Source organism: Streptomyces sp. NPDC058741 (genome assembly GCF_042746715.1).
In the GTDB taxonomy this organism is placed as follows: Bacteria; Actinomycetota; Actinomycetes; order Streptomycetales; family Streptomycetaceae; genus Streptomyces.
Genome location: NZ_JBHYQH010000103.1, coordinates 1 through 2,953, shown reverse-complemented (window position 1 = coordinate 2,953; position 2,953 = coordinate 1). Strand labels below are relative to the sequence as shown.

General features: G+C 75.0%; 1 protein-coding gene. It reads left to right on the top strand.

What is annotated here, in order from left to right:
* On the top strand, positions 1-2,953 hold a 2,953-nt coding region (locus tag ACFW6P_RS32020; RefSeq protein ID WP_386425783.1), incomplete at both ends, for a KR domain-containing protein.

Here is a 2,953-nt window from a genome sequence, read left to right as displayed (position 1 = left end):
GCCCTGACCCGGTTGCTGGACGACGGTCACACGGTTTTCGTGGAGATCTCCGCGCATCCGGTGCTGTCGATGCCGCTGACCGACGGCAGTGCCGAGCGCGGTGGCATCGTCGTGGGTTCCCTGGCGCGTGAGCAGGGCGGAAGTGCGCAGTTGCTGCGCAATCTGGGCCTGTTGCACGTTCAGGGCCACCCCCTCGACTGGGACCGGGTGCTGGGCACCGGCACCGTCGTGCCACTGCCGACCTACGCCTTCCAGCGCCAGCGCTACTGGTACGAGAGCCAGGAGACGACGGGCGACGCCCGTTCCCTGGGACTCCGGCCGGCGGAGCACCCCTGGCTCGGTGCGCTGACGGCTACCGCGGACGACGACGGCTACCTGTTCACCGGCCGCGTGTCGCTGCCGGAACACCCGTGGCTGGCCGAGCACTCCGCGTTCGGCACGACCCTGGTCCCCGGCACGGGCCTCCTCGAACTGGCCCTGGTGACCGCCGACCACGTGGGCGCGCAGGCGGTCGAGGAACTGACGCTGCTGGAGCCCCTCGTCCTCACCGACGAGAGCGCGCTCGGCCTCCAGGTCGTCGTGGGCGGCCCCTCGTCCGACGGCCGGCGCTCCATAGCCGTCTACAGCCGGCCCGACTCCGCCGACGAGGACGTCCCCTGGCGGCAGCACGCGGCCGGGGCGCTGTCGTACGACGCCACGGGCGACACCGACGAGGCCACCGGTCCCACGCAGTGGCCCGTCCCCGGCGCCGAGCGGATACCGCTCGACGGTTTCTACGAGGCGTTCGCCGCGCGTGGCCTCGGCTACGGCCCGGCCTTCCAGGGCCTGACCGAGCTGTGGCGCAGCGGGAACACCGCCTACGGCCTGGTGCGGCTGCCGGAAGCCCTCGAAGCGGATGCGTTCGGCATCCACCCCGCCCTCCTGGACGCCGCGCTGCACGCCCTGGTGACGCTGCACGGGGAAACCGGACCGCAGGATCATGTCCTGCTGCCGTTCGTGTGGTCCGCGGCGCGGTTGCACGCCGTCGGCAGCACCGAACTGCGCGTCCGGATCGACCTCGACACCGCTGCGGACACGTTGCGCGTCCGGGCGACCGACCGGTCCGGACGGCTCGTCGTCGAGGCGGACCTGCGGCTGCGTGAGGCCACCGCCGAGCAGGTCCGCGCGTCCCGTCCCGGCACCGCCCACCTGCACCGCGTCGAGTTCCGCCGGCTGCCCGCCCCGCCGGCCGCGCCCGAGGGCGTCGCCTGGGTGACGGAACTGGCGGACCCGGCCGCGCTCGACGCGCTGACCGGCCGGCTCGACGCCGGAGAGGACGCCCCCGAGCGGGTCGTGATCGACGCCACCGCCCCGGCCGCGACCCCACTGGAGACGACGTCCCTGGCCCTCGGCCTCCTCCAGGGCCTGCTCGCCGAGCCGCGGCTGGACGGCGTGCCCCTGCTCTGGGTCACCTCCGGCGCCGTGGACGCCGGAGACGGCACGGGCGTACGGGCTCCGGCCGGCGCGGGACTGTGGGGACTGCTGCGCACGGCCCGCACCGAGCACCCGGAACGCCCGGTGCACCTGGTCGACACCGACGGCTCCGTCGACCCCGTCCGGGCACCCCTGATCGCGGAGGAGCCCGAAGCGGTCGTACGGGACGGCGAGATCCGGGTCGCACGCCTCGTCCGCGCTGCCGGGGAGGCCGTGACGGCGCCCCTGGACCCGGAAGGCGCCGTGCTGATCACCGGCGGCGTCGGTGAACTGGGCCGGCAGGTCGCCGCCCACCTGGTACGCGAGCACGGCGCACGTCACCTGGTCCTCACGTCCCGGCGCGGCCCCGACGCCCCCGGTGCCGCGGAGCTCGTCGCCGGGCTGACGGAGGCGGGCGCGGCGAGCGTCCACGTCATCGCCTGCGACGTCTCCGACCGCGAGCGCCTCGCCGAGGTGCTGGCCGCCACCGACCGGCCCTGGACGGCCGTCCTCCATCTCGCAGCGGTCCTCGACGACGGTCTGCTGACCGGCCAGACCCGGGAGCGGCTCGCCACCGTCTGGGGGCCCAAGGCCCAGGCCGCCGAGCATCTCCACGACCTCACCCGCGGCATGGACCTGGCCGCGTTCGTGCTGTTCTCGTCCGCCGCCGGAGTCCTCGGCGGTGCCGGACAGTCCACCTACGCCGCCGCCAACGCCTACGTCGACGCGCTCGCCGCACACCGCCGCGCCGCCGGCCTGCCCGCCACCAGCCTGTCCTGGGGACTGTGGCAGCAGGCGGGCATCGGCCTGACCGCCGCACTGGGCCAGGCCGAACTCACCCGGTTGCGCCGTCAGGGCGTCGGCGCGCTGACCGCCGCCCAGGCGCTCACGGCACTGGACACGGCCCTCACCCAGCCCCACGCCCACCTCGTCCCCGTCAGACTGGAGCTCACCTCGCTCCAGCGCACCCTCGACAGCGAGGGCGAGGCAGCGGTGCCGGCGGTGCTGCGCGCCCTCCTGCGCGCGCCGCGCCGCCGCGCCGGAGAGGCCGGTGCCGACCAGTCGGACCTGCGCGGCCGCCTGCTGACGCTGTCCGAGGCCGACCGGCGCGGGTCGCTCACCGACCTGGTCCGCAAGGAGGCCGCCACCGTCCTGGGCATGCCCGGCCCCGAAGAGGTCGGCAAGGAGCAGGTCTTCAAGGACCTGGGCCTCGACTCCCTGATGGCGGTCGAACTGCGCCGCCGCCTCTCGGCGGAGACGGGCGTCCCCCTGCCGTCCACCCTCGCCTTCGACCACCCCACGTCCACCGCCATCGCCGGCCTGCTGCTGAGCAGGCTGGACCTGGACTCCGGCCCCAGGACCCCGGCGGCCACGGCCGTCGTCCGGGACGGAGACCGGTCCGCGGACGAGCCGATCGCGGTGGTGTCGATGGCGTGCCGCCTGCCGGGTGGTATCGACACGCCGGAGGCGTTCTGGGAGTTGCTCGCGTCCGGTGGGGATG